This window comes from Hymenobacter armeniacus (assembly GCF_014699055.1).
GTDB lineage: Bacteria > Bacteroidota > Bacteroidia > Cytophagales > Hymenobacteraceae > Hymenobacter > Hymenobacter armeniacus.
On the sequence record NZ_JACXAC010000002.1, the window covers coordinates 811,996 to 827,771 of the forward strand.

At 64.4% G+C, this 15,776-nt stretch carries 12 protein-coding genes; 9 read left to right on the plus strand and 3 right to left on the minus strand.

Annotation, left to right across the window (positions count from 1 at the left end; genetic code table 11):
- Positions 1-46 precede the first annotated feature (46 nt).
- Together IC234_RS07885 and IC234_RS07890 are read right to left on the minus strand one after the other, a co-directional pair.
- The gene (locus tag IC234_RS07885) at positions 47-1,795 is read right to left on the minus strand and encodes a glycosyl hydrolase 53 family protein (RefSeq protein WP_190923297.1); all 1,749 of its coding nucleotides are present in this window, start codon (positions 1,793-1,795) and stop codon (positions 47-49) included.
- A 127-nt stretch (positions 1,796-1,922) separates the two neighbouring features.
- Positions 1,923-4,505, minus strand: coding sequence for a cellulase family glycosylhydrolase (locus IC234_RS07890; RefSeq protein ID WP_190923298.1), 2,583 nt, complete (start codon positions 4,503-4,505; stop codon positions 1,923-1,925).
- A 198-nt stretch (positions 4,506-4,703) separates the two neighbouring features.
- Here IC234_RS07890 and galK point away from each other — a divergent pair, with 198 nt between their 5' ends.
- The 5 genes from galK to IC234_RS07915 all read left to right on the plus strand — a co-directional run bounded on the left by galK (position 4,704) and on the right by IC234_RS07915 (position 10,961).
- The gene (gene galK / locus IC234_RS07895; RefSeq protein WP_190923299.1) at positions 4,704-5,870 is read left to right on the plus strand and encodes a galactokinase; all 1,167 of its coding nucleotides are present in this window, start codon (positions 4,704-4,706) and stop codon (positions 5,868-5,870) included.
- A gap of 170 nt (positions 5,871-6,040) precedes the next feature.
- Positions 6,041-7,093: a UDP-glucose--hexose-1-phosphate uridylyltransferase gene (locus tag IC234_RS07900; protein WP_190923300.1), complete on the plus strand. Its 1,053-nt coding sequence runs from the start codon at positions 6,041-6,043 to the stop codon at positions 7,091-7,093.
- A gap of 95 nt (positions 7,094-7,188) precedes the next feature.
- Positions 7,189-8,223, plus strand: a complete 1,035-nt coding sequence (locus tag IC234_RS07905) for a LacI family DNA-binding transcriptional regulator (protein WP_190923301.1) — start codon at positions 7,189-7,191, stop codon at positions 8,221-8,223.
- Positions 8,224-8,300: 77 nt separating this feature from the next.
- A complete protein-coding gene (locus tag IC234_RS07910; protein ID WP_190923302.1) occupies positions 8,301-9,026 on the plus strand; it encodes a 3'-5' exonuclease in 726 nt (241 codons plus the stop codon).
- Between the two features lie 21 nt (positions 9,027-9,047).
- Positions 9,048-10,961 (plus strand): DUF294 nucleotidyltransferase-like domain-containing protein, encoded by a 1,914-nt coding sequence (locus IC234_RS07915; RefSeq protein ID WP_190923303.1) that lies wholly within the window; start codon positions 9,048-9,050, stop codon positions 10,959-10,961.
- 41 nt (positions 10,962-11,002) lie between these two features.
- On the opposite strand, the gene IC234_RS07920 is transcribed toward IC234_RS07915, so the two are convergent.
- Positions 11,003-11,452 (minus strand): DUF4174 domain-containing protein, encoded by a 450-nt coding sequence (locus tag IC234_RS07920; RefSeq protein WP_190923304.1) that lies wholly within the window; start codon positions 11,450-11,452, stop codon positions 11,003-11,005.
- 71 nt (positions 11,453-11,523) lie between these two features.
- On the opposite strand from IC234_RS07920, the gene IC234_RS07925 reads away from it, so the two are divergent.
- The 4 genes from IC234_RS07925 (at position 11,524) to IC234_RS07940 (ending at position 15,760) form a co-directional block, all read left to right on the plus strand.
- Positions 11,524-12,381: a hypothetical protein gene (locus IC234_RS07925; RefSeq protein ID WP_190923305.1), complete on the plus strand. Its 858-nt coding sequence runs from the start codon at positions 11,524-11,526 to the stop codon at positions 12,379-12,381.
- 141 nt (positions 12,382-12,522) lie between these two features.
- Complete coding sequence (locus IC234_RS07930; protein WP_317173340.1) at positions 12,523-13,329, plus strand: polysaccharide deacetylase family protein; 807 nt, start codon at positions 12,523-12,525, stop codon at positions 13,327-13,329.
- A gap of 27 nt (positions 13,330-13,356) precedes the next feature.
- Positions 13,357-14,583, plus strand: coding sequence for an oligogalacturonate lyase family protein (locus IC234_RS07935; RefSeq protein ID WP_190923306.1), 1,227 nt, complete (start codon positions 13,357-13,359; stop codon positions 14,581-14,583).
- 46 nt (positions 14,584-14,629) lie between these two features.
- Positions 14,630-15,760: a glycoside hydrolase family 88/105 protein gene (locus IC234_RS07940; RefSeq protein WP_190923307.1), complete on the plus strand. Its 1,131-nt coding sequence runs from the start codon at positions 14,630-14,632 to the stop codon at positions 15,758-15,760.
- Positions 15,761-15,776: the final 16 nt, after the last annotated feature.

Consider the following 15,776-nt stretch of genomic DNA (forward strand, 5'->3'; position numbering starts at 1 on the left):
ATAGAACATAGGTCAGGTAAAAAGCGAGAAGGCCGGGCGTTGGTTTTCACAACTGCACGATTTTGTGAAACTCCGTGTGGTCGCCGAGCGAGACTTTCAGCAGGTAGGTGCCCGCCGCCAGCGCGGGCGCATCCCACTGCAGGGCTTGCGCGCCGGCCGCCAGGCGTCGGGGGGCCTGCACCACGCGCAGCAGCTGCCCGCTGAGGCTGAACAGCGACAGCTGCACGGTCTCGGCCCGCTCCAGGGCGAAGCGGATGGTGCGCGCGCCGGTGCCGGGGTTGGGGTACACCTGCGCCACCGACCGGGCCACGGCCGCCGCGGGCGAGGTGGCCGACACGGCCGTGGCCACAAACTCCACGTCGTCGAGGCTGGCCGTTTCGTTGGCGTGGGCGTTGGAGCGCAGCCCGATTTCGCACTGCCCGTTCGTGACCACGATGCCCGGCACTTCCACGCGCTCCCAGTTGCCGGTGGCGGGCAGGGTGGTGGCCCGCTCGGTGCCGCCAAAGCCGCTGGCGTAGAGCTGGCACTGCGTTTGGCCGCCGCTGCTTTGGCCCCAGGCCCGCAGGGTGTAGGTGCCGCTGGGCAGGTTGGTGAGCAGCTGCGAGGTGCGCACCTGGTAGGGCGTGGCGCGCTGGTGCCCCAGCTGGTAGGAGCTGGAGTAGCCGTAAAACTGGGTCAGGTCGGCGTCGGCGTCGCCGGTGGTGGTCCAGCCCAGCACGGTTTGGGTGGCGCCGGTGTACTCAAACCCGGGGTTGTAGACGAGGCCGCGGGCGGGCGGGGTGTTCAGAAAGGCATTGAGCGCCGCCGTGGGCCGGCCGCTACTGCTCCACATGCCCAGGCCGTAGTTCATCCAGTTGTAGGCCTGCGGCTCCCAATAGAGCACGCCCAGGCCTTTGCCGCCGGGCACGGCGCGCACCTTGTCCAGCAGGTCGAGCAGCATTTGCTGGGTGGGGATGGGGCGGTTGGCGGGCATGCCGGTTTCCACCACCATTACCTCTTTGCCGGGGTAGCGGGCCACCATGTCGTTCAAGTTGGTTTGAATCTGGGCGTTGAGGGTGGGCCAGTTCACGTCGGTGGGGTAGTGCGACATGCCGATGACGTCGAAGCGCGCGCCTTTCAGCACCAGGTCGTCGAACACGTTGCGGAAGTAGGCGTTATTGAAGCCGTTGGCAATGTGCACGATGACTTTGCTCGTGGGGTTCACGGCCTTTACGGCGGCGTAGCCCCGGTCAATAACCTGGGCGAAATTCTGCGGGTTGAGGGAGCGCCGGCCCTCGGGCCACAGCATGCCGTCGTTGGTTTCGTTGCCCACCTGCACCCATTCGGGCACGATGTTGTTGTCTTTCAGCGAATCCAGCACGTCGTAGGTGTGGTTGTACACGTCGGTCAGCAACTGGCTGAAGGAGTGGCCGGCCCAGGCGGCGGGCTTGGTTTGCTGGCCGGGGTCAGCCCAGCTGTCGCTGTAGTGGAAGTCAATCATGAGCCGGAAGCCCAGGTTGCGGGCCCGAATGGCTTTGGCGATGACGTCGTTTTTGCCGTTCCAGCCGCCGGCCGGGTTCACCCACACGCGCAGCCGAATGGCGTTCATGTCGTGGTCGCGCAGCAAGCGAAACAAGTCCTGCTGCACACCCGCCTCGTTATAGAACAGGTAATTGGCCCGCTCCATCTCCGTAATCCAACTGATGTCGGCCCCCTTGGCAAAGGGCGCCGGCGTTTGGGCCTGGGCCGCCGGCCCGCCCCCGCCAAACACGGCTAGCAAGGTCAGGAGCAGGAAAAGGAGTACGGGTTTGGTCATGTCAGGAAGGGGGAATGGCGGCCGCGTAGCCCACCCAGCGAGACAGGCGGGTACAGGGATTTGAATTTACGAATTTTTAAGGCGAACGATTGTACTTATTGCAAAGAAAGTTGCCTTGTGCGGGGCTTTATCGCAAGCTGATGGTTTCGATGTCGAGATGAACCGGCGCTTCCGTTGCCGCTCCCGACTCCCACACCACCTGCAGCACTTCTGCTTCCGAAAGCTGGAAAGCCGGTACAGTAGTCGGCTGGTACTGCAGCGCATTGAAGCCGGGGTAGGGGCGGGGCATGAGCAGCAGCGCATCGGGCCGGAAGGCGCTGAGCGGCAGGCGCACGTCCTGCAACTCGGCGCCCAACGGCAGTGGGGCCGAGTACGTCACGGCATCGCGGGTGGTGAGGGTTACTTTGGCGCGTGCGCCAGGCTGGCTGCTGCAGGCCCGCACCACCACCTCCGTGAAGCTGGCCAAATGGGCCTGCCGCCCCGCCAGCTTATCACCAAAAAAGGCCCGCAGGCTGGCCGCCGGGCCCGTGGCGGCGGGCTGGCCGGCGCGGGGCGGGCCCTGCACCAGGCGCAGCGCCAGCGTACCGGCCGGGGTGGTCACGTAGTCGGTCCAGGCGTTGTTAGCCACGCCGCGCGCCTCTATCTGCTCCTGGTCGCGGCTTGCTACAAATAGCGGCAGCGGCGTGCCCGCCGCCACAATGGGCACTTCCCAGTGCTCGGCGTGGGCGTAGTCCCAGTCGCGGGGCTGGCCGGGGAAGCCACCGGGAAAGGTGAGCGCCTGGGCGCCCTTTTTCAGCACCAGCCAGTAGCGCAGCTGGCCGGGGTAGAGCAAGTCGGCGGGCACGGTGGCTTCTACCGTGCCGTAGGCGGGGCTGGTGGTGGGCAGCGTGCGGGTGCGGCCGTAGTAGTGCTGGGCCACCAGCAGCACGCTGTCGCCGGGGCTCACGCCGCTGATGGTGGCACTCAGGCGCAAGGGCTGGCCGGCCGTGGCCTGCACCGGCGGCGTGTGGCGCACCTGCGCGCCCAGCGCGCTGGGAGCAGGGGCAGCAAACTCGCCCAGCAGAAGATGGTTAAACGCGGTTTTGGCCGTGTAGGTCGCCGTCGACTTGCCCGCGGCGGCCAGCAGGTACACGCCGGGGCGCACGCTGACACGGCCCTCCGCGGCCTGGGCCTGCGCGGGGTTGCCCTCGTTCAGCCCTTTGAGGGAGAAGCTGCTTCCCAGGTCGCTCAGCGATACTTGCAGGGGCTGCTCGTTCCACAAAATCTGCGTCACGGGCTTGCTGAGCGAGGCTTTTTCAAACGGGTCGCGGATGGGCACGGCGTCGGGCATCACCTCCAGGCGCCACACGCCGGGCGCCAGGCGGTCGAGGAAATAGGCGCCCAGCCCGCCGTAGCGCACCACTGTTGAGGAACCCACGCCGGCCAGGTGGCGCAACTTGCCGGGCTGCTTGGGGGCCGCGGCGGTGCTGGCGGTGTAGTAGAATGCTTCGGGCGTGTTCAGCTGGCTCAGCTGCCGCCGGTAGCTCACCAGAAAGTCGCCAAATACCGAATCCTGCGGGTAGCGCCCGAAGCTCTGCCCGCGCTTCACCGTCCGAAAGGCCTGGCCGGCGATGAGCAGGCTGATGGCTTTGGCCGGCGTGTAGGCCAGGTTGAGGTAGTGGGTTTGGTACTCGGTGTTGGCGTAGGCAATGGCCAGGGGGTCGTAGGCAAACTGCGTGGCCCACTGAAAGCCGGCCTCGCGGAAGCTGCGGGCCATGAACGGGTACATCACCGGCTGAATGATGTCGGCCGACTCGAACTCGTACACCATCCGGGCCTTGCTGGTGAAGCGCGGGTCGGTGCGGTACGGAATGGGGTACTGGTCGACGTAGGGCAGGAAGTTGCCGCGCAGCGCGTGGTTGGCTACCAGCCCCTGCGGGTACCACTGAAAGGTGAGCCCGTCGACCTTGGCATTGAGCACGGCCTGGTACACGTCGGGGTTTTCCGACACGTTGTAGAACACCGGCTTGCGGCAGCCCGTGGCCCGAATGGCCGCCGCCATGCGGTTGGCGAAGCTGGTCACTTCGCTTTCGGGCTGGTGGTAGCGCGGCTCGTTGCACACCTCAAAGGCCAGGATGTCGGGGTCTTCGCGGTTGAGGGTTTTGGTATACGGATTTCGGTGGTTGAGAAACTGCGTCAGATACCGCTCCTGGGCCGCAATGGCGCGCGGGTTGGTGTAGGCCTCACTCTTCGAGAAAATGCTGGAAAAGCCGGTGCCGGTGTCCGGCTCGGGGTAGCCGTTGTTCCAGTAGGCAATGGGCGTGAGGATGATGCGGATGCCGCGCTGCTTGAGCTCGTTCACCAGAAAATCGAGCAGGCGCAGGTGCTCGTTTTCGAGCAGATTGCCGGTGGTGTCGGTGATCTCCACGTCCCACACGTGCACCCGGAAGGCGTCGACGCCCAGCCGGCTGAGGTGGTACACGTCCTGCCGGATGGCCTGCTCGTGGTTTACGCCCAGCTTTTGCAGCGCGCGGTAAGAATAAGCGAAGGGCGCGGTGTAGTTCACGCCAAACAGCGCCACTTCCTGCCGGCCCTTTTGCCAGCGCAGCACGCCGTTTTTGTCCACAAATACCTCGCCCCCAGGTTGCTTGGACGCTGGCTGGGACAGCGTGGGCAACGAGGCGGCAAGGAAAAAAAGGAAAGTGAGCAGCAGCGTACGGCGTTGCGTCATGGAGCGGGAAGGGGAGGAAAAAAGGCCAGTCGGAGGGGCGGCGAAAGTACCGGAACCGCGTGTGCCGGCAAACGTTTGCGCGTTTCTACGGCCAAGGTGTTACTTTCGGCCTCTAATGCAGCTGGCTGGCCGCGGCTGGTCGATTTGCGTACGCAGGAGCAGTATTTTCCGTTTCCCCTCACCCCACCCGGTTCCCTCATGTCTGCGTCACTTGCTCAGGCCGTTGCGGCTGACTTTCAACAACATTTCGGCTACGCGCCGCTGCTGGTGCGGGCCCCTGGCCGCGTCAACCTCATCGGCGAGCACACCGATTACAACGGCGGTTTTGTGCTGCCGGCCGCCGTCGACAAGGAGGCCGTGTTTGCCGTGGGGCTGAACAAAGGCCAGCAAATCCGGCTGGTGGCCCACGACCTGAACGAAACCCTGGAATTGGCCAACGCCGCCGAAATCAGCCCCAGCGACACGCACTGGGCCAATTACCTGCTGGGCGTGGCGGCGCAGTTTCAGCAGCGCGGCGTGAACGTGCCGGGCTTCGACTGCGTGTTTGCCGGCACCGTGCCGCTGGGCGCGGGCATGTCGTCGTCGGCGGCTATTGAGTGCGGTTTGGCGTTTGCCCTCAATCACTTGCTGCAAACCGGTTTTGAGAAAATGGAGCTGGCCCGCATTGCGCAGCTGGCCGAGCACACCTACGCCGGCGTGATGTGCGGCATCATGGACCAGTTTGCCAGCCTGTTTGGGCGCGACGCCCACGTGGTGCGCCTCGATTGCCGCTCGCTCCAATACGAATATTTCCCCTTCGACACCCGGGCCTGCCGCATCGTGCTCTGCAACTCGGGCGTGAAGCACAGCCTGGCCAGTTCCGAATACAACACCCGCCGCCAGGAGTGCGAGCGCGGCGTGAGCGTGCTGCAGCAGAAGCACCCCGAGGTGAGCACCCTGCGCGACGCCACCATGGAGATGCTCGACGCCCACCGCAGCGAGCTGGGCGGCACCGTGTACCGCCGCTGCGCCTACGTGGTGCAGGAAAACGCCCGCGTGGAGGCCGCCTGCCGCCACCTGCTGGCCGGCGACATGGCCGCCTTCGGCCAGGAAATGTACGGCAGCCACGCCGGCCTGCGCGACGACTACGAAGTGAGCTGCGCCGAACTCGACGTGCTGGTAGAAGCGGCCCAGGCCGCGCCCGGCGTGTTTGGCGCCCGCATGATGGGCGGCGGCTTCGGCGGCTGCACCATCAACCTGGTGGCGCCCGATAAAGTGGACGAATTTATCGCCAGCGTGAGCAAAGCCTACCAGGAGAAATTTGGTCTGAAGCTGGAAACCTACCAGACGACGATAGTGGACGGGGTGGGGCTGGCGTCGGCCTAACGGGCGCCTCACGGGACCCCGTCGGGGCCGGCCCCCTCTCCGTAGGGAGAGGGGGCGCCAGCCAACTTGATAGAAAAGAATAACAACTAATACCCACACCGCCGTGGCTCCCCATCTCCCTGAGGAGAGGGGGCCGGGGGGTGAGGCGACACGCCAGAACAGCCAACCCCATGCCTTCCTTCGATTCCACCGAACACCCGCACCGCCGCTTTAATGCCCTGTCGGGCGAATGGGTGCTGGTGTCGCCGCACCGCTCCAAGCGCCCCTGGCAGGGCCAGCAGGAAGAAACCGAGCAGGACCAGCGCCCGGCCTACGACCCCACCTGCTACCTGTGCCCCGGCAACGCCCGTGTGGGCGGCGAGGTGAACCCGAAATACGAATCGACCTACGTCTTCAACAACGACTTCGGCGCCCTCACGGCCGACGTGCCCACCGGCGGGGTGAACGAAGGCGGCCTGCTGCGCGCCGAGGCCGAATCGGGCATTTGCCGCGTCATCTGCTTCTCGCCGCGCCACGACCTCACGCTGCCCCAAATGACCGTGCCGGCCATCCGGAAAGTGGTCGACTTGTGGGTGGAGGAATTCCAGACGCTGGGCGCGCGGCCCGACATCAACTACGTGCAGATTTTCGAGAACAAGGGCCCGATGATGGGCTGCTCGAACCCGCACCCGCACGGCCAGATTTGGGCCCAGCGCACCGTGCCCGGCGAGCCCGCCCAGGAGGGCGTGCAGCAGCTGGCTTACTTCCAGGAGCACGGCCGCACGCTGCTGAGCGACTACCTCAAGATTGAGCTGGAAAAGCAGGAGAGGGTGGTGCTCGAAAACGAGCATTTCGTGGTGCTGGTGCCCTACTGGGCCGTGTGGCCCTACGAGACGCTGATTGTGAGCCGCCGCGCCGTGCAGGACATCACCCAGCTCACGCCCGAAGAGCGCGACGCCCTGGCCGACGCCGTGCGCCGCCTCACCATTCGCTACGACAACCTGTTCAACATCTCGTTCCCGTACTCGGCCGGCCTGCACCAGCGGCCCACCGACGGGCAGGAACACCCCGAGTGGCACTTGCACATGCATTTCTACCCGCCGCTGCTGCGCTCGGCCACGGTGCGCAAGTTCATGGTGGGCTACGAAATGCTGGGCGACCCCCAGCGCGACGTCACGCCCGAGTTCAGCGCCGGGCGCCTGCGCGAGCTCTCGGAAGTGCACTACAAGGAAGCCGGTAACTAAGATTTTTGCACGAACACGGCCGGGAAAGCCCCGGCCCGGCGAAGACGTATTTTTGCTCTTCGCTCCTCACTTTTCGCTTTTTCATTACAATTACGTTGGCTCTCAAACACGCTTCTATTTCGGACATTGCGAAAGAGCTGAACCTCGCCGTTTCCACGGTGTCGCGGGCGCTGAGCGGGCATTCGCGCATCAGCGAGGCCACCCGCGCGCGGGTGTGGGAGCTGGCCGAGCAGCTCAACTACCAGCCCAACCACCTGGCCGCGGCCCTGCGCAAAGGCCGCAGCAACACGCTGGGCGTAATCGTGCCCAACATCGACGGCCACTTCTTTGCCCTGGTGGTGAAGGGCATCGAGGCCGTGGCCAACCAGGCCGGCTTCAACGTGATGCTGTGCCAGTCGAACGAGGATTACGCCCACGAGGCCAAAAACGTGGAAACGCTGATAAACGCGCAGGTCGATGGCATTCTGGTGTCGTTGGCGCGCACCACGCACGACTTCAAGCACTTCGAAAAGGTGCGCCAGCGCAACATGCCGCTGGTGTTTTTCGACCGCATTCTCAACGGCAGCGAAGTGAGCGCCGTGGTGGTGGACGACCAGGCCGGGGGCTACCTGGCCACCCGGCACCTGCTGCAACAGGGCCGCCGCCGCATTGCGCACCTGGGCGGCCCCCAGCACCTCAACATCTACAAAGACCGGTACGAGGGCTACTGCCAGGCCCTGCGCGAAGCCGGCCTGTCGGTGGAAGAGGATTTGGTGGTGCTCTCGAAAGACATGTCTTTGGCCGACGGCGCCGTGAGCGTGCGGCAGCTGCTGGCCCTGCCCGAGCGGCCCGATGCCATCTTCTCGGCCGGCGATTTTACGGCCGTGGGGGCCTTGCAGGCCCTCAAAGAGCACGGGCTGCGCGTGCCGCACGACGTGGCCCTGGGCGGCTTCGGCAACGAAACGTTTTCGTCGCTCACCGAGCCGCAGCTCACCACCATCGACCAGCAGTGCGAAGAGATGGGCGGCGCCGCCGTGCGCCTGCTGCTGGAAATGGTGCAGCAGGCCGGCCACCGCCTGGCGCCCCGCAAAATCGTGTTGGAGCCCCACCTGCTGATGCGCGAGTCGTCGGGCCGGCGGCAGCACGCGTAGGCCGGGAGCGGTTAGGACCGGGAAGGAATTCCCCGGACTTTTGTTGTCAGCTGCCCGCTCAGGGGCTCGCCCGCGCCGTGAAAGACTACCTGCTGTTCGTCGACACCGAAACTTCGGGCATCCCGCGCGACTGGACCAAGCCCTATGCCAACCGCAAGAACTGGCCGCACATCGTGCAGCTGGCCTGGGTGGTGTGCACGCCCGACGGCCGCGAAATCAAAGCCGAAAACCACTACATCCAGCCCAGCGACTACGACATGAGCCCCGAGTCGGGCCGCGTGCACGGCCTCACCGTGGACTTTTTGCGGGCCAACGGCCGGCCCCGCCACGCCGTGATGCAGCGCCTGCACCGCGACCTGCTGCACTACCAGCCGCTGGTGGTGGCCCATTTCATGCAGCTCGATTTCCATATGATGGGCGTGGGCTTTCACCGGGCCGGCCTCAAAAATCCGTTGGTGAACCTGCCCACCTTCTGCACCATGCGGGCCACCAGCCCGCTGGTGCGCCACCCCACGCAAGGCTTTCTGCGCCTGGGCGAATTGTACCAGCGCCTCTTTCACGAGCCCCTCGAAAACGCACACGATGCCCTGGTCGACGTGCGCGCCACGGCCCGCTGCTATTTTGAGATGCGCCGCCAAGGGCTGATTACTGACGAAACCGTGGCCCGCCAAGAGCCCGTGACCGTGCCCGAGCCGCGGCCGGCGCAACCGCTGCGGCCCAAGCGCCTGCGCATCGGGGTGGCGCCGTGGCTGCTGCTGGGCACGGTGGCGCTGCTGCTGCTGGCTTTCTTTCTGATTGGCTAATTGAAGATTATTCCCGATACCATGTCCGAAAAACTCGATTTTCTGCGCACCGTGAAGCCCTTCGACCTGCTGCCGGACGACGTGCTGGCCGAAGTGGCCGAGGGCCTGCAAGAGGTGCGCCACCCCCGCGAGGCCATCATCTACTACCAGGGCGTGACCAAGCTGCGCGGCATCGACATCATTGTGGAAGGCGAGTACGAGACGTTTTTCTACGACAGCCAGCAGAACAAGCGCGTGATTGAGCACAGCCGGGCCGGCGAGTGCTACGGTGGCATCTCGGTGCTGCTGAACAAAAAACGCTCCTTGCGCACCGTGCGAGCCAAAAAAGACACCCGCGTGTATTTCCTGCACCGGCGCGAGTTTCGCGCGCTGTGCAAGGCCTACGAGAAGTTCTTTCACTTCTTCACGGCGCGCTACGGGCAGCGCATGCTGAACGAAGAGTACGCCCACTTTGTGCGGCCCGCCAGCAGCGCCGGCGAGAACTACCTGGCGTCGGACCAGCTGTTTTCGCGCCGCATCGAGACGCTGGAGATGCGGCCCCTGGATGTGTGTGCGGCCTACACGCCCATCCACGAAGTGGCCCGGCGCATGGCCGCCGCCCGCACCAGCTGCTACTTCATCACCAACGCCGACGTGGGCGGCCACATCATCGGTTACGTCACCGACATCACCCTGCGCGACAAGGTGGTGGCCGGCCTGCTCGATGCCCAGCAGCCGGTCGAAACCATCGTGGACGCGCCGGTGGTGAGCATCAGCTCGCGGGCCTTCGTGTACGAGGCCATCCTGCTGATGTTCCGAACCAAAACGCGCTACCTGCTGGTGGAAACCGACGGCGAGTACGTGGGCTTTCTGAGCCGCAACAAGCTGCTGACTGACGACCAGGACCAGTCGCCGTTCATCTTCATTCAGAGCGTGAAGCAGGCCGTGGCCGTGCCCGAGTTGAAGCGCCGCTGGGAGCAAGTACCGGAGATGGTGTACCAGCTCCTGAACCGCGGCGTGAAGCCCGAAATCGTGAACCAGGTCATCACCACCGTCTCCGACACCATTGCCCTCAAGCTCATCGAGGGGGCCATTGCGGAGCTGGGCCCGCCGCCGGCCAAGTTCGTGTACATGGTGCTGGGCAGCGAAGGCCGCAAAGAGCAAACCCTGCTCACGGACCAGGACAATGCCATTATTTACGAAGACAAGGCCAACGAGCACCGCGAGGAAGTGCGGGCCTACTTCCTGAAATTTGCCGAGATGGTGAGCGACCAGCTCAACGCCATCGGCTTCAGCTACTGCGAGGGCGGCTTCATGGCCAAGAACCCCAAGTGGACGCACTCGCTCTCGCACTGGAAGCGCAACTACGTGGAGTGGATGACCGACTCGAACCCGGAATCGGGAATGCAGTTCGCGGCGTCGTTCGACTGCCGCTACCTCTATGGCGACGCCGAAATCATGGACGAGCTGCACGAGTTCCTGGCCGCTGAGCTGCAAAAGCCACGCGACCGGTTTTTCCACTACATGGCCGTGAACGCGCTGCAGTACGAGCCGCCGCTCACGTTTTTCCGCAACATCCGGACGTTTGCCGTGGGCACGCAGCAGGTGTTCAACCTCAAGCGCACCATGTCGCCCATCGTCGATTTGGTGCGCATGTACGCCCTGCGGCACCGGATTTTTGCCACCAATACCGGCGAGCGCCTCGAAGCCCTGCGCGCCGAGGGCGTGTTCACGGAGCGCGAAACCCAGGAGCTGCTGCAGTCCTACTACTACCTCATGGGCGTGCGCCTGAAAAAGCAGGCCGCCCAAATCATCAGCGACAACGTGGCGCCCGACAATTACCTCGACCCCAAAACGCTGACCAAAGTGGAGCAGGTGACGCTGAAGGAGATTTTCAAAGTGATTTCGGACTTCCAGCTCAAGATTAAAGTGGGCTTCACGAAGTCGTTGGGGTAGGAGGGACCGTGATTGTGCGCGCAGCGCGGCAATGACAGCGTCTACTTCCGCATCTCCTGCCGGCGCATGGGCATTTTGTCGACGGTGCCGAAGAGGTTTTCCGGCTGCATGGGCCGGCTGCTGCGCTCTTTCACGCCGCCGTCTTTGCCGATGAGCACGACGGCAAAAGCCGGCGGCTTGATGCCAATTTCGCGCGTCAAAAACTGCGTGTCGGCGGCCGAAAGCTGCTCATACAGCACCGGCAGCACCAGGAAGTCGCGCTCGGCCAGGGCGGCTTGCTGAGAAGCCAGCAGGGCCTGTTGTTGCCGGAAATCGGCTTGCTGCGCATTGGGCGCCGCTACCAGCAGCACGCGCTTTTTCCACTGGCTTGCGCGCAGGGTTTGTGGCAGCGACATTGGCTTGGGCGCTTGGGCACGCAGCATAAGGGGGAATAGCAGGCCGGCCAGCGCGATGATGGTGGCCGAACGAAACAGCAGGGGAAGGTTGGTCATGCGGTGGAAAGGAGCCTCAAGTGGTGGGCATCCGTAACAGCGGGAATACGCGAAAGATTTTTGCCCTGTTTATGCTCTACCTGCTGCGCGACGCTTTTTTCCCGGTGTTGGTCTTCGTGCACGCCGTGCTGGTTGGCGCGCCGGCCAACCACGGGCGGGGCCGTTTTGAGCGCGCGCGCTACGCCGTGCACCGCGCCGGCCGCCTGCCCCGCGTGGTGCGCGAAAGCTCGGGCCTGGCCCGGGCCGACACGGCCACCATGCTCTGGACCCACGGCGATGCAGGCACGCCTGCCGAACTCTTTGAGGTAGCGCTGCCGGGTTCTGTCCGGCGCACACTCAACCTGGCGCCGCTGCCCAATACCGACTGGGAAGACCTGGCCCGCGACGCCGCCGGCCGCCTCTACCTCGGCGACTTCGGCAACAACCGCAACCAGCGCCGGGACCTGGCCATTTACCGCCTGAGCGTGCGCGCGGGCCAGCCTGCAGTCGACACCATTGCCTTCCGCTACCCCGACCAGCGCGCGTTTCCGCCGCGCCGGGGCCGCCGCAACTTCGACTGCGAAGCCTTCTACTGGTACCAGGACAGCCTGCACCTGTTCAGCAAAGACCGCAGCCTGCGTCAGTACACCAAGCACTACGTGCTGCCGGCCCGCCCCGGCCGCCACGTGGCCGTGCTGCGCGACAGCCTCCGCCTCAACCGCCCCATCACCGCCGCCGACATCAGCCCCGACGGCCGCACGGTGGCCCTGCTGGCCTACGGCGGCGTGTTTCTGTTTACCAATGCGCCGGGCCGGCGCCTGTTCGACGAGCCGAAGCGCTTTCGGGCGCTGCCCACCACGGGCCAGGCCGAGGGGTTGGTGTTCCTCAACGATTCAACCTTGCTGCTGAGCAATGAGAAAGGGCGTTTGTATCGGGTGCAGCAGCGGTAGTTAGGATGCGGGCAAAGTGCAGTAGCCAGTGCCCTGGCCGGCTGCGTTGGCGGCTTCACAGCGCCACCGAAGAGTACAGGAAGGTTACGCCGGGTGGCCACGAGTTCTTGCGGGGCCTTTCATCAATTTCCACCGCGCCCCGTGGCCTTGTCTGCTGAGTTTCGTTTGGTTGTGTGGCTGGCCCTGCTGGGGCTGGGGGCCGTTGGGCGCGCGTCGGCGCAGGTCATTCGGCGCCCCGTGCCGGACAAGCTCATCGTCCTCACCTTCGACGACGCGGCCGTGAGCCACGCCACCTACGTGGCCCCGCTGCTGAAGAAATACAGGTTCGGCGGCACGTTTTTCGTGTGCGAATTCCGGGAGCCGCCCTTCGCTGACAAGACCAAATACATGAGCTGGGCGCAAATTCGGGGGCTGCACCGGCAGGGGTTTGAGGTGGCCAGCCACACGCTCACGCACCAGCACGTGAACAAGCTGAGCCGGCCGCAGCTGGGCGCCGAGCTCGATTCCATTGAGGCGCGCTGCCGGGCCTGGGGCATTCCCCGGCCCACTACGTTTGCCTATCCCGGCTACGACACCCACCCCACGGCCACGGCGCTGCTGCCCGAGCGCGGCTACCTGTTTGCCCGCGCCGGTGGGGCCCGCGCCTACGACCCCGCCACCGACCACCCGACCTTGCTGCCCAGCTTCAGCATTTCGGGCCCCGACACGGCCAAGGTGCTGCGCGCCATCCGGCAGGCCCGCGGTGGCCGCATCGTGATTCTGACCGTGCACGGTGTGCCCGACGTGGCCCACTACTGGGTGACGACCCCGCCCACCTTGTTTGAACAATACCTGGCTTACCTGCACGACCACCGCTACAAGGTCATCGCCCTGCGCGACCTCGCCCGCTACGTGAACGTGCCCGAGGCCCTGCGCACCCTGCCGCCGCGCTACGAAAACCTGAAATAACCTGTCCTTCTCCTCCCAATCCCACCCATGAAAACCAACCGCTACCTGCCCCTCGTGGGCGGCCTGCTGCTGAGCCTCGGCAGCCAGGCCCAAACCAAGCTGGCCACGGGCTCGCAAAAGCCCATGCCCGCCGCCGAGTGGATTGACGCCGACACCGGCCATAAAATCGTGCGCCTCACGGCCCTCGACGGCGCCAACGAGAGTTTCTACTTCCACAACAACCCGTTTGTGAAAAGCCTGGGCGCGGCCGGCGACAAAATGGTGTATTACCACAGCTCGCCGGCCGGCAAGCAGCTGTATGCGCTCAATCTCAAAACCCACCAGAGCGAAGCCCTCACCCGGCCCTTTGCCCGGGTGCACGGCGAAATAGTGGGCAAGAAGCGCCGCGAGGTGTTCTACCAGGTGGGCGACACGGTGTACGCCACGCACATCGACTCGAAGAAAACGCGCCGCGTGTTTGTGTTTCCGGCCGATTTCAAGGCCGACATCACCACGCTGAATGCCGACGAAAGCCAGCTGGGAGGGGCGTGGGGCAGCGATGCCGAGAAGGAAATTTACCGGCAGTACCCGGCCAAAAGCGACTTTTTTAACCGCATTTACGAAGCCAAGCTGCCGCGCACACTTTTCATGGTGAGCGCCGACGGCAACGGCCAGCTCACCAAGCTGTTTACGGATAACGCGTGGCTGAACCATGTGCAGTTTTCGCCCACCGACCCGCGTTGTCTGATGTTTTGCCACGAAGGGCCGTGGGAAAAGGTGGACCGCATCTGGACCCTCGACACCAAAACCAAGGCCGTGAAGCTGGTGCACAAGCGCACGATGGACCGCGAAATAGCCGGCCATGAGTGGTTTGGGGCCGACGGCAAAACCATCTGGTTCGACCACCAGAAACCCCGTGGCCAAACTTTCGCGGTGACGGGCGCCAACCTGCAAACGGGCCAGGAGAAAAGCTACGCCCACACCCGCGACGAATGGTCGGTGCACTACACCAGCTCGGCCGACCAAAAGACCTTTGCCGGCGACGGCGGCTACCCCACCTCCGTGGCCAAATCGGCCGAAGGCCACTGGATTTACCTGTTCACGCCGGAAGGCGACCATTTCCGGTCCGAGAAGCTGGCCAATCTGAAGACGCACGACTACAAGCTGGAGCCCAACGTGCACTTTTCGCCCGATGGCAAATGGCTGATTTTCCGGGCCAATTTTGAGGGCCAGGCGCAGGTGTACGCCGTGGAAATAGCCAAGGCTGCGATTTAACGCGGCTGCCCCGGCCATCTGATGACGTTTTAGAATTTCCCCATCTATGCTAAAAACCACCCTGCATTCCTTGCTCTGCGCGGCGCTGCTGCTGGCGCTGCCCGCCGCGGCCCAGAAGCTGCCCAAGAAAAAAGCCGTGCTCAAGGCCATGACCCTGACCAACGACTACTTCATGGCGAAGTGGCCGGACACGGGCAAGGAAATTGTGACCAACAAAACCCGCCCCAGCCACATCTGGACGCGCGGCGTGTACTATGAAGGCCTGATGGCCCTGTACCGCACCGACCAGCAAAAGCGCTACTACGACTACGCCGTGGACTGGGGCCAGAAGCACCAATGGGGCATTCGCAACGGCGTGACCGACCGCAACGCCGACAACCAGTGCGCCGGCCAAACCTACCTGGAGCTCTACCAGATTGACCCCAAGCCCGAGCGCCTGCACGACATCAAAGCCGCCGTGGACAACATGGTGGCCAGCGACAAAGTGGACGACTGGAACTGGATTGACGCCCTGCAAATGGCCATGCCGGTGTTTGCCAAGCTGGCTGTCATCACCAAAGACAACGCCTACTACGAGAAGATGTACGCCGTCTACAACTTCTCGAAAACCCAGCACGGCGGCAACGGCCTCTACAACCCGCAAGACAAGCTGTGGTGGCGCGACAAAGACTTTGTGCCCCCTTACAAAGAGCCTAACGGCGAAGACTGCTACTGGAGCCGCGGCAACGGCTGGGTGGTGGCTGCCATGGTGCGCGTGCTGGAAGTGATGCCCAAAGACGCCCCCCACCGCGCCGAATACGAGCAGATGTACCTGGCCATGATGCAGGCCCTGCCGCCCCTGCAGCGCCCCGACGGCTTCTGGAACGTGAGCCTGCACGACCCCACGCACTTTGGCGGCAAGGAAATGACGGGCACCGCCCTCTTCACCTACGGCATGGCCTGGGGCCTGAACAACGGCCTGCTCGACAAAAAGCAGTACGAGCCCATCATCGCCAAAGCCTGGCAGGGCATGGTGAAAGACTGCATCCACCAAGACGGCTTTTTGGGCTACGTGCAGGGCACCGGCAAGGAACCCAAAGACAGCCAGCCCGTGAGCTACACCAGCAAGCCCGACTTTGAGGACTACGGCCTCGGCTGCTTTCTGCTGGCCGGGAGCGAAGTTTACAAGCTGAAGTAACGACTGGCGCCCCGCC